The organism is Bacillus sp. FSL K6-3431, from assembly GCF_038002605.1.
Taxonomy (GTDB): Bacteria; Bacillota; Bacilli; order Bacillales; family Bacillaceae_C; genus Lederbergia.
On record NZ_JBBOCT010000001.1, the window covers coordinates 5,425,831 to 5,437,698 of the forward strand.

8 protein-coding genes are annotated in these 11,868 nt (G+C 40.4%); all 8 read left to right on the top strand.

The features are described 5' to 3' along the window. The first annotated feature begins 235 nt into the window (after window positions 1-235). The 8 genes from MHB53_RS25860 to MHB53_RS25895 all read left to right on the top strand — a co-directional run bounded on the left by MHB53_RS25860 (window position 236) and on the right by MHB53_RS25895 (window position 11,862). Window positions 236-1,936: a histidine kinase gene (locus tag MHB53_RS25860; protein ID WP_340924221.1), complete on the top strand. Its 1,701-nt coding sequence runs from the start codon at window positions 236-238 to the stop codon at window positions 1,934-1,936. Window positions 1,937-1,954: 18 nt separating this feature from the next. Further along, complete coding sequence (locus tag MHB53_RS25865; protein ID WP_340924225.1) at window positions 1,955-3,619, top strand: response regulator transcription factor; 1,665 nt, start codon at window positions 1,955-1,957, stop codon at window positions 3,617-3,619. A gap of 1,072 nt (window positions 3,620-4,691) precedes the next feature. After that, window positions 4,692-6,293: a glycoside hydrolase family 32 protein gene (locus tag MHB53_RS25870; RefSeq protein WP_340924228.1), complete on the top strand. Its 1,602-nt coding sequence runs from the start codon at window positions 4,692-4,694 to the stop codon at window positions 6,291-6,293. A 172-nt stretch (window positions 6,294-6,465) separates the two neighbouring features. Beyond that, the gene (locus MHB53_RS25875) at window positions 6,466-7,995 is read left to right on the top strand and encodes a glycoside hydrolase family 32 protein (protein WP_340924231.1); all 1,530 of its coding nucleotides are present in this window, start codon (window positions 6,466-6,468) and stop codon (window positions 7,993-7,995) included. A 76-nt stretch (window positions 7,996-8,071) separates the two neighbouring features. Next, a complete protein-coding gene (locus MHB53_RS25880; RefSeq protein WP_340924233.1) occupies window positions 8,072-8,461 on the top strand; it encodes a VOC family protein in 390 nt (129 codons plus the stop codon). A 197-nt stretch (window positions 8,462-8,658) separates the two neighbouring features. Further along, entirely contained in the window at window positions 8,659-9,963 is a 1,305-nt protein-coding gene (locus tag MHB53_RS25885; protein ID WP_340924236.1) for an ABC transporter substrate-binding protein, read from the top strand. Between the two features lie 104 nt (window positions 9,964-10,067). Continuing rightward, window positions 10,068-11,009, top strand: coding sequence for a carbohydrate ABC transporter permease (locus tag MHB53_RS25890; RefSeq protein ID WP_340924239.1), 942 nt, complete (start codon window positions 10,068-10,070; stop codon window positions 11,007-11,009). Between the two features lie 19 nt (window positions 11,010-11,028). Next, the gene (locus MHB53_RS25895; protein ID WP_340924241.1) at window positions 11,029-11,862 is read left to right on the top strand and encodes a carbohydrate ABC transporter permease; all 834 of its coding nucleotides are present in this window, start codon (window positions 11,029-11,031) and stop codon (window positions 11,860-11,862) included. Window positions 11,863-11,868 lie beyond the last annotated feature (6 nt).

Here is an 11,868-nt window from a genome sequence, read left to right on the forward strand (position 1 = left end):
CACCGACCATCGTATGCAGGTGAATGTTGCATCCGGGCTCGATCGACACGCCGTTAAATAAAAGATTGACCGGGGAATAGAAAAAAATTTGGCCCCCGGGTGGAAGACCGGCTAAGTAAAAATAAACTGTACCTTCTGCCGGTCTCGCCGTTATGAATTTTTGAAGAGTCCTAGTGAATAATCGACAGAGGAGGGGGTTATTATTGTCTTTTTTCGTAAACTGAAGCAATTTAAATTGTTTTTTAAGCTGCTTATTCGACTTTTAATCATCATGGTTCCGATTTATGCGCTAAGTATTTATATCAATCATACGTCAGCCAATCATATAAAGGATAAACTCATCCAATCGAAGATGTCGCAAAATCAGTTTTTTATGAGTTCGTTCGAAAGCGAAATAGTTCACCTCATGGAATTACAGGACGAGTTTATTAGCGATAGGGATTTGCACAATTTTGCCCTTTCGTCGGCTACGATGGGTGAATTTGAGAAATTGACCGCAATCTTGCGAATTCAGGGAAAGCTAAAGATGATAACAGGCAAGTACATTGAAACAGTAAATTTATACTATCCTTCGTTAAACCTGTTGATTTCTCCGAATGAAATCAACGAACCAACGGCGGAACAATTGGAGAGCTTGCAACAATCCACGGTTACTGTCGGTCCGAAAATGACTTTGTGGAATAATAAGCTATTGCTTGGCGTACCTTATCAGGTCGGTAGCGACGTGCACGGGCAACCGTTTTTTTTATTCGGCATCGAATTGTCCATTCCGAAAATCGAGGATGCTTTGCTGAAATTTATAAAGGCGAATAACGGCGAAACGGCCCACTTTATCAATGTCGATGAGAATTGGATTGTGTCGGGAAATAGGGAAGATCCCGACCAACCGTTCATTAATGAATATGTCAAAAAGCATATTCGGGACAATCAGACAAATCATGGAGAGATAGAAGTAAACGGGGAAAAATATTTGGCTGCGTACGGATATTCAAACTACATCAACGTTGCTTTAGCCACTTACGTTCCAAAAGAACGCATATTTAGTCCGCTAAAAAAATACAGCTTTTTAGTATGGCTCGTATCGATCACCGTATTTTTTATGCTGTGTCTGTATTCATTTTGGCTTTACCGGCTTATCCACCAACCTTTGCACGTCTTGGTCAGAGCGGCGAGGAGAATGGAAGGAGGCGATTTGGACATGGAACTTCATTATAAGAAAAATGATGAGTTTGGTTATATATACCAGCAACTCAACGATATAATCGGTAACATCAAAGTTTTGATACGGGAAAATCATGAGCAAAAAACGTTGGTGCAGCATGCTGAGTTAAAGCAACTGCAGGCCCAGATCAATCCTCATTTTCTTTACAATACATATTTTATTTTATACAGGATGGCCAGAAGTAAGGATACGGATAACCTTATCACTTACACGAAATATTTGGGTGATTATTTCAAGTATATTACGCGCAACACGTTCGATGAAATTTCTTTGCTGGAAGAAGTCAATCACGCCAAGAACTATGCAAAAATTCAGTCTGTTCGTTTTTATCATCGGATAGAAGTGCATTTTGAAGATTTGCCGCACGAAATGCAATTTGTAGCGATACCTGGAATGCTGCTGCAGCCGATACTGGAGAACGCATACGAACATGGATTCAATGATACGTTGAACGGCGGAAAATTAAACATATTTTACGCTTCAGAAGACGACTACAACCTGATTGTGGTGGAGGACAACGGGAAAGGAATGACGCAAGTGGATATTGCCAGCACAAATAAGAGCCTTCAATCTCCTGCTACCGATATTAAGGTTACCGGCATGATCAATGTTCATAGAAGGATGAGGCTTAAGTTTGGCGGGGAAAGCGGTGTGGAGGTTTTGGCTGCGGATTCGGGAGGTTTGCGCGTGGTTCTTCGAATTCCAAAATCATGAATACGGGAGGAATGCAGCATGTATCGTTTGTTGATCGTCGATGATGAGCCTGTTATCGTAGACAGCCTATCCTATCTTTTATCGGATAGCTCTGATTTGGAATTGGAAGTATACTCTGCCTATTCGGCAGTAGAAGCCATGGAATGTTTGAATCGTATGAAGTTTGACATCGTTCTGACTGACATCCGAATGCCTAAAATGTCCGGATTGGAACTGCAGAATGCGATAAAACAACTTTGGCCTAATTGCAAAGTGATTTTTTTAACAGGGTACAATGATTTTTCATACATCCAAACCGCGATGCAAAACGGTGGATATCATTACATTCTCAAAACGGACGGAGACGAAGAAATTATTCGTACGATCCGGAGAGCGGCAATAGATATTATGAAAAAGTCAGATGCCGAAAACATGATGCTGAAAACGAAGCAAAAATTGAACGCTGCCATACAGTCGTTGCAAAAAGATTTTATCGTGGAAATGATTAACGGAATAACCCAAGACGTGGTAACATTGGAACGGCAGTTTCAGCAATTGGACATTCCTTTATCAGCGGATTATCCGGTTTATATGGTTCTGGGGCAGGTTGACGAATGGGGTAAATGCGAAAGTTACTCCGATCAATCCTTGTTAATGTTTGCAATTCAAACCATTACTGAAGAATTCATCACCACCACCGGTTATACCTTCCAATCAGTTGCTTTGGACCGTTCGAAATTTTTACTGCTCGTTCAACCGTTGCAACGGCTAAAGCAATCCGAGAAAGAGGCGGATGTGGTTTGGATACGAAACCGGGTATTTATGGAAGGAGTGACAGAGTCGGTTCAGAGTGTATGTAAAAGCTGGTATGGAAGTACCATTTCTTTCGCGCTCAGTAACGGAGCGGTTTCGTGGGATACATTAGGGAGAAGATATAACGGGTTAAAGCTTCTCTTATTGAGTGGTTTAGGTGAAGGCAAGGAGCTGCTGCTGACTGAAAACAGATCGAACGACGCGGAGGTAGTTCAGAATCAGTCTCTGCATATGGTTATCGGGAAAATAGATGCCTTAAAAATATTTGTTTTGAACGGAAGAGATGAAGATTTTATGGGGACTTTTCAGGAGTTACTGGATGAATTAAAGCTATATCGGCAAATTTCTTCTAAACTTAAATTGGAAGTCTACTATTCCTTGACGGGTTTGTTTTTACATGTCATTAATCATTGGGACCTTAATGGGATGGATCATATGGATATCGATCTGATGAAGTTGATTCAAATTCAAGAGCATGATTCGTGGGACGATGTGACGATTTACTTCCAGAATTTAGCCGATATCATTATAAAATCGAAACAAACGGTTCAGCATGAAAGGGGATATGAAGTGATCCAGAGAGTGCACCATTATATAGAGGCAAATATGTCTGGAGATTTGTCCCTTACCCGAATTGCTGAAAACGTTTACTTGAACCCGCAATATTTGTCCCGTTTATACAAGCAAGTTACGGGGAGCATGCTGTCGGACTATTTGATGAAAGTTCGTTTGAATAAAGCAAAGGAAATGCTATCCGACAGGCAGATGAAAGTCCATGAGGTTGCATCGGCGTTAGGGTTTGATTCGGCTGCATATTTTACAAGGTTTTTCAAGAAAAATACAAGCTTGACCCCGATTGAGTTTCGCGATGGAAAAAGGCGTTCTAGCTGAACCGTTTGTGCCTTGAAATGCGCAACGATCGATTGCGTCGCGACAGGAATATTAACTTTGCATAGAGAGTTGAAGGAACAGCAGAAAAAGCAAGGGCACTACCCGAGGCCACTGAAAAACTATTGTTTTTTTGAGAAATTAGGTTTTCAAAAAAAGGACGCTTTTGATGCGTATATATCAAAAGTGTCCTTTTCCTTTCCTATTCTTGCTCTTTCTCGTTTATAAGTTTTATCATTCGTTTGAGGTTGACCACAAAGTTGGTTGTGGCCCCTTGAATTTGCATGCAAAATAGACCTGTGCTAATGACTTTTTTATAGCCGTGTCTGTTTTTCAACTCGTCATTTTTCGCTTCAATTTTATAACGTTCGGAAGCAAGTTGTTTAAATTTTTTTTGTTTTGGAAATCATGCTGTTCCGTATGGAGAACCGATTTAATGGTTAAGTAATAGCTTTTTGTTTTTGCGCCTTCCTTATAACATCCTTCTCTTAAATGACAAATCTTCACTTTTCGATGTCAAACATAAATTTATAGCGCAAATTTCGTTCTCCATTTTTTCGTGCTTGTTTCATTTTTTCACTGCTAGGATCCCTGCTGGACAAACAAACATGCCTGCATCTTTGTTAAAATCAAAGTATCCTCTGGCTTTCTATTTCCGGTTATAGTAATCGGATGAAGTTTAGAAATCAATTCAATATTTTCTTCTTTTGTATAAGATAAATTATTTTTCCCTGAATAGGCCGTATCACCAATGATAGTCTTGACCTCTATACTTTTCCATTAGGACAAGCGGACGAAGTATATGGCAGGCTTCTCCAACACAGATTAATGGAAATTTTATTGGATTGGAGCAGATTTGAATTTAAAAGGATTAATTTTATAAAAAGCAAATTAATCATACCAATCCCCAAAAATGATACTTGAGAATCCATAATGTGTGCATCAAAGAAGTCATCATAAGTCAATAAAGTAAACAAAGTCACATAGAAATGCTTTTTTTTTCGGTTTATAATTAATATAACGAAAGGGAGGTTGATATGAACTCGTCGAGTCGCTGGAAAAAAGATATAGCCAATTGGAAGCGTATCCAATTGTGTTAGTCGGCCAGAAGCCGACGCTTGCGGCGACCGGGGAACCTGCGGATTCGTCAAAAAAAGTTAATAAATTAACTTCAAAACTGGGGGTTAACTTAACAATGAAACACCGACCAAGTTATCATTACACACGTAAAAAGGACTATATGGGTGATATTTGTGCTCCCATCTATTTCAATGGAGAATACCATGCTTTTTACCAAACTTCTCCGGGTTCTGAGGGGTATGGGTACATGCCGTGGGCACATGTAACTTCACATGATCTGCTGCACTGGGAGGATAAGGGGATTGCCCTGTTTCCGGACAAATCCCGCGGTGAGACCGCGTGTTTCTGTGGATGTAGTTATATCAAAGACGGGAAAGTAGAACTGCTTTACACGAGTGTTGGACCTAGCCGACCGGCCCTTCACGGCTGTGAACAGTGGGTTGCCACTACTGAAGACATGGTTACCTGGAGACAGATACCTGAAAACCCAGTCATTGACATGTCTATCCACGAATTTAAAGTTACCGAATGGCGTGACCCCTTTGTGTTCCGTTACCGTGGTGAGAATCTAATGGTTGCGAATGCAATCGTTGACGACCTGTTCGGCTCGATACTTATCTACCGATCGAAAGATATGCGCAATTGGGAATATCTAAATGTATTTCTCAGAAACCCTATCCCGGTGACATATGAATGTCCGGCAGTCTATGTGTTCGGCGATAAGCTAGTTTTACGTCGCGGTGTATTACCTTATAAAAATAACATCCACGTTGTGGGGACCCTAAACGACGATTACTCCTTCAACCAGATAACACACGACCGCGACGTAACCCCAGTTGATTATGGGATTTTTGATGACATTAATTTGCTATATGATATGGATGGCCGCTGTATAACATTTTCTCATTGTCCAGATAAAATTCAACTTTATGGCGATGTTTTAGACGATCGTTTTATTGGTACCCTTTCCGCTCGCGAAATTAGCCTTAGGGAGGATAACCGTCTGATCATAAAGCCCCTTCGAGAGTTTGAGAGTTTGAGAAGTAGTGAAGCGGAGTCCGTAAGGTTGGAGAATTTTAGCGGAAACTATGAATTCAAAACGAAGAGTACAACTTTTGAAATGTGTGCATCAATAAAGGCGGAAGAGGAATTTACCATTCGCATACTAGGAGCTACTGACACCCCAGAACATACGGATATCCACTTCAACCCACAAAAAGGGACCTATTGCCTGGACTTAACGGAATCAACCATGTTGAAAACCAACACCAATCCAGTTAAAAATTGGTTGGAATTTCAGGATTTTCCGCCACTAAGTAAACAGGAACCAAATGGAATCATTACTGATCCAATTAAAGGCTGGTACGATAAAAAGGACACCGGCAAATGTGACATCACCGTTATGGTTGACCACTCGTTTATAGAGATATTTGTTAACGACACCTCAGCTCTGACTGCTTATGCGTTTCCTTTTAGTGATGATATCGGAAAAATTGAGTTTATTGCGAACAATGTCGCTAACGCTCAATTCGATATATACACGATGTCCCTGAAGAACGCCACAGCTGATAAGAAGGACGTTGTAATAAGTAAATAAATAAATCATATCTATATTTTCCATATTGATTATAACATAAAACGCATCCAGTCATATCTATCTATTTATCTATCTATCACAAGCTGATGTTTGCGGCGATAGGGGAGATTTACCGGCAATCTCTATGTCGTCAAAAGGAAATTAATAATTATAAAACATGGAGGTATTAACAATGAAGCACAGACCAAGTTATCACTATACACGTAAAAAGGGCCATGTCGGCGATATTACTGCTCCAATCTATTTCAATGGCGAATATCATGTTTTTTATCAGACTCCCCCGGGATCCGATAAACATACTGGATACCAACCGTGGGCACGTATAACATCACAGGATTTACTGAACTGGGAAGATAAAGGGATCGCCCTGTTTCCTGACACCTCCCGCGGTGAAACCTTGTGCTTCTCCGGGTGTAGCTATATTAAGGATGGGAAAGTAGAGCTGTTTTACACAAGTATTGGACCTAACCGGACGGCTTTTGATGGTAGTGAACAGTGGGTTGCTACTACTGAAGACATGATCACTTGGAAACAAATACCTGAGAATCCGGTCATTGATATGTCCATACACGACTTTAAAGTTACTGAATGGCGTGACCCCTTTGTATTCCGTTACGGCGGTGAAAATCTTATGATTGCGACAGCAATTGTTGAAGACCTGTATGCGGCGATACTTATCTACCGATCGGAGGATATGCGAAACTGGGAATATATGAATGTATTTTACAAAGACCCTATCCCGGTCACATATGAGTGTCCGGCAGTCTATGTATTCGGTGATAAGCTTGTTTTACGTCGAGGTGTATTGCCTTTTAAAAACAATATCCATATTGTCGGGACTTTGAACGATGACTATTCCTTAAATCAGCTTACACAGTTTACACACGACCACGATATTAGGCCTGTTGATTACGGGGTTTTTGATGATATCAATATGCTATATGATGATGAGGGGCGTTGCATCACATTCTCCCATAATCCGGATAAAATTCAACTTTTTGGCGATGTATTAGAAGATCGTTTTTTCTGCACCATTTCCGCTCGAGAAATCAGCATGGGGGAGAATAACCGACTGATCATAAAGCCCCTACGAGAATTTGGGAATTTACGAAGCGGCAGTGCAGAGTCCGTAAGGCTGGAGAACTTTAGTGGAAATTATGATTTCAAAACAAAGAGTACAACATTTGATTTGCGTGCATCAATAAAGAGTGAAGAGGAATTTACTATTCGCATACTAGGAGCTACTGACACCCCAGAACATACAGATATCATTTTCAACCCACGTAAAGGGACCTATTCTTTGGACTTAACGAATTCAACCATATTGAAAACCAATACCAGGCATATCAAACGTTGGTTAGAATTCCATGACTCCCCACCAATTAGTAATCTAAATCCGGTAGGAAGCACCAATGATCCGACTGTGGAGGGAATCATCACCGATCCAATCAAAGGCTGGTACGATAAAAAGGACAACGGCATATGCGACATCACCGTTATGGTAGACAACTCATTTATAGAGATATTTGTTAACGACACCTCAGCTTTGACTGCTTATGCGTTCCCTTTTAGTGATGATATTGGAAAAATTGAGTTTATTGCGAACAATGTAGCTAATGCTCAATTCGATGTATACAAGATGTCCCTGGAGAACGCTGTAGTAAGTAAGGAGAAGGAGAAGGCAGTAGTAGTAAATAAATAGATTACTAGAATAACAATGGACACAGGACTGGAATTGTATCCAGTCCCAAGTACAGAAGAGGAGGAGGTAATGATCTATGGAAAAATTTAAAGTTTTGGGATTCGGTCATGTAGGAATCAGTGTACGAGATGTTGAAGAATCACGGAAGTTCTATGAAAATATTCTTGGTTTTCGAACGGTGTGGGAACACTACGAAAATGGAAGTCTACTGTTTATCGGGAATCAGTCCTGCGTCATTGAGTTTATTGATGCGGAACGAAATAAGGTGGACGGGCTTAATGGACCCGTCAACCATTTATCAATTCTTGTAGACGATATAGAGGCTGCAGTGGCAGAACTTAAGAGTAAGGGCATTGTATTTGAAATAGATATAACTCTAGACTCAAACCTATATCCAAATGGAGAAAAGTTCGCCATTTTTCGCGGGCTAGACGGGGAGCGCCTCCAGCTTGAGCAAATATTGTAGGATGAATGTCGAGCAAGGGAAATTTAGCCGCCCATAAGGCATATGGCCAAATTAGGGAAGAATGAAAAAACAATAAATAAAAACCTTTCTTAAGGAGAAGCAATTTAAATTAGATTTATTTATAACCCGGGTAAACAGAATATTAATCAAACTAAAAGCGACTTTAAAGGCGCTTAATAAATAAAGGAGGGATTTGCATGGAAAAATTTAAAAAATTTGGGTTCGTTTCTCTCATACTATTGTTTGTTTTTTCTATTGTTTTAACGGGTTGTTCTTCATCCACTGGTTCAAAAGTTGAAAAAGTTGGAGATAGCGATAAAACAAGCATTACCATTTGGCATCCAATGACAGGTGTCCAGGGAGAAGGCATAGAAGCTGTCACCAAGTACTTTGAAGATAAAAATCCCGATATTAAAGTAAATTTAGTGTATACGCCGGGTCATTCTGATGAAAATAAGAAGCTAACTGCTGCTATTGCCGGTGGCGAGGCTCCGGATGTTGTCTGGTTTGACCGTTTCAAGATTGCTCAATTTGCGAATCAAGAAGCATTCACTGATTTAACCGACATGGCGGATCGTGATGGTGTAAAAAAGGAAGATTTTTACGCTGACGCATGGGATGAGGCGAGTTATAAAGAAAGACTTTTTGGTATTCCGACTACCGCGGATACTCGGATGTTGTTTTACAATAAGGATATATTTAAAAAGGCTGGATTAGATCCAGATAATCCTCCTAAAACAATTGATGAATTGACCGAAGCCGCAGATAAATTAATGATTAAAGAGGGGGACCGTTTCAAGCAAATTGGTTTTGTTCCATGGTATGGCGAAGCTGATCTAATGCTTTGGGCTATAAATTTCGGTGGTGAGATGTTTGACAAAAACGCAGGGAAACTGACAGCCAATAATCCGGAATTTGTCACTACCCTACAGTGGATGGTCGATTTCGGTGAAAAATATGGTGTTGAAAACTTTACTTCCTTTCAAGACTTTGAAATTGGAGGGCCACAAGAACCATTTATTGCAGAAAATCTTGCAATGTTTCCCAGTGGCAACTGGACTGTTTCCTCGATTGAAAAATACAAACCCAATTTAAATTATGGTGTTACGCCTATGCCAAACATTACAGGGGAAAATCCCAAAACGATGTTGGGGGGCTGGACCTGGGTTATTCCAAAAGGGGCAAAACATGAGGAAGCAGCATGGGAATATATTAAATTTGTTACAGGCCCAGAGGCAAGTAAAATGCAAATTGAAGTCAGTAATGAATTCTCTTCACGCCCTGATGTGAATATTGAGGTTTATTCCGATGATCCAATCATGAAACAATTTGTTGAATCATTGGATCACGCGATTGCACGTCCTGTGACGACTCAAGGTCAACTGTTTCGGAATGGACAGAGGAATGCTGTTGACCAAGCGATACACGGCAATGGATCTCCAAAGGAACTCTTAGATAAGTATACGGATGAATTCAATAAAGCTCTGAAAAGAGATCAATAGACAAGGGGGGGTACTTCCCCTTTGTTATTCCATCCCCATCTAATGATAGATTTTAGTAAATACGCTTTGAGGAGAATCACTGATCATATAAAGGAGGTTGAACAGTGGCACATGAAACGGGAGTGTCTAAAAATCGTCTAATAAATATACCGAAAAAGAAAATAAAGCCTTTAAAAAGGGAAAATGTTGTAGGATGGATGTTTGCCTTGCCTTGGGTGATTGGCCTGTTGGTCTTTTACGGCTATCCGTTATTTTCATCACTTTATTATAGCTTAACATCCTATAGTATTTTACAACCTGGAAAATTTGTTGGACTCGAAAACTATGTCACATTATTTAATGATGATCTGTTTTGGAAATCGATAAATAATACCGTCTATTTTGCGATTCTCTTTGTGCCGTTAAGTATTATTTTTGGTATTGCTTTGGCAATGATGTTGAATCTGAATGTCAAAGGGATGTCGTATTATCGGACATTCTTTTTTTTACCAACCCTTGTTCCGCACGTTGCTTTAGCGGTGCTTTGGCTATGGTTGTTAGATCCGGAATTCGGCTTGGTTAATAATTTACTTGCGCAAGTGGGGATTTCGGGTCCACCATGGCTCGGTGGCCAGTATTGGTCGAAGCCGTCGCTCATTTTTATGTCGCTCTGGGGTATCGGTCAGGCGATCGTTATCTATTTGGCTGGCTTGAACGATATTTCTGAGGAATATTACGAAGCAGCAAAAGTTGACGGAGCGAACTGGTTTCAAACTACATTCCGAATTACGATACCGATGTTAACCCCAGTAATTTTTTACAATCTCGTCATGGGGGTCATCGGCGCGTTTCAACAATTCACCCTGCCTTATACGTTGACACAGGGATCGGGACAACCGGCGAATTCAATGAAGTTCTACGTGATGCATTTGTATGATAATGGCTTTAATTATTTTCGCATGGGTTACGCGTCCGCAATGGCCTGGATTTTATTCATCATCATCATGGCCTGTACCGCCGTTATTTTCTTAACGGCCAAACGTTGGGTGCATTACCAAGGAAAATAGAAAATAAGGAGGTTGTATCGTGATTTTAAGCAAAAATGCCATACAGAAACTTTTCACGCATATCGTGTTGATCGTTGCGTCGTTGTTTTTTTTGGTCCCGTTTTTCTGGATGTTGTCCACTTCTATGAAACCGTTAACGGAGCTTTTTTCCTATCCACCCACATGGATTCCGGACGTTTTTGAGTGGAAAAACTATTCGAATGCGACAAAATATATCCCATTTTTTACCTACTTAAAAAACACTGGTGTGATTACGATTTTAAGCACCTTGGGAGCAATTTTATCCTGTCCGCTGGTTGCCTACAGTTTTGCAAAGCTTAATTGGAAGGGGCGGGACGTTTTATTCGTGTTGACGATAGCGGTCATGATGATTCCCATGCAGGTCACGATGATTCCGCTGTTCATTTTGTTTTATAAGATCGGTTTGGTAGGTACGTCGCTGCCCCTAATTATTCCTTCATTTTTTGGGGTGCCGTTCTATATCTTTTTATTAAGGCAGTTCTTTATGGGACTTCCAAATGAATTAAGAGAATCGGCTAGAATTGATGGCGCCAATGAGTTTCGGATTTATTGGCAAATTATGCTCCCCTTGGCGAAACCAGCTGTATTAGCCGTTGGGTTATTCCAATTCATTGCTAGTTGGACGGATTTCATTGGTCCGCTGTTATATTTAACGAATTCTAATCAATATACGTTGTCATTAGGTCTGCAGGAGTTCCAGAGCCAGATGGGAACAGAATGGGGTATGATGATGGCAGTAGCGGTTATGATGACCTTACCTATTATCGTTCTGTTCTTCTTCATGCAGAAAACGTTTATCAGAGGAATTACCTTTAGCGGCATTAAAGGTTAGTCCTTG